Source organism: Mycobacteroides sp. LB1 (genome assembly GCF_013449725.1).
Classification (GTDB): domain Bacteria; phylum Actinomycetota; class Actinomycetes; order Mycobacteriales; family Mycobacteriaceae; genus Mycobacterium.
In genome coordinates, this window is sequence record NZ_JACCFF010000001.1 from 2,000,315 (window position 1) to 2,001,060 (window position 746).

1 protein-coding gene is annotated in these 746 nt (G+C 60.5%); it reads right to left on the reverse strand.

Annotation, left to right across the window (positions count from 1 at the left end):
* Window positions 1–10 precede the first annotated feature (10 nt).
* A complete protein-coding gene (locus MLB1_RS09760) occupies window positions 11–685 on the reverse strand; it encodes an isoprenylcysteine carboxylmethyltransferase family protein (protein WP_180749435.1) in 675 nt (224 codons plus the stop codon).
* Between the last annotated feature and the right edge of the window lie 61 nt (window positions 686–746).

Genomic DNA, 746 nt, shown 5'->3' on the forward strand with positions numbered 1-746 from the left:
CGCGCAGCGGTCACCACATATATGGCACCAGGCGATAGCGAGCTTTCTGCGCGTACTCAAGGTATCCGTCCAACTCTTCGGCAAGCAGCTTTTCTTCGTCGCGGATGCGCACGATAAGCACGATCAGGCCAGGTATGACGGAGACGAGCCCCCAATAGGAGCCGAGCGCAAGGGGGAAGCCGATTACCGTGACCACATTGCCGGTGTACATGGGGTGGCGTACCAGCCCGTACAGACCGGTGGAGACGAGAGTCTGGCCTGTCTCCACCTGGACGGTGGAGGCCGCGAAGCTGTTCTGAATGACCACCAGGCTCGTCACACCCAGCCCAACTGCCACCAAAACCTCACCAACCACGCAGATTACCGCCGGCGCCGACGTCCAGCCAAAGCGGTGGTCAAGGGCGCTGATCACCACCATTGCTGCCAGCGACAAGTACCAGCCGCCGATAAGAACCTTTTGCACCGTTCGGGTTTCTGCCACCGGCCCCGCGTGCTTACGCCGCTCATGCGCAGCGGGGTTTACCTGCTGCAGGTACATGGTGGGGATCCACGTCGAAAGTGCGAATACCGCCAGAAAAGCCCATGCTTGCCAGTAGTTGAACGTTCCGGCGAGCAGGAACAGCACCAAGCCGAAGACAACGAGCTCAACGAGCCCGAATGCCAACACTTTTGCAATGGCTTTCACGGATTCTCCTGTCATCCTTCGCAGCATCGAATGTCCGCCACCGGGTGGCGGGCGTCGCGGC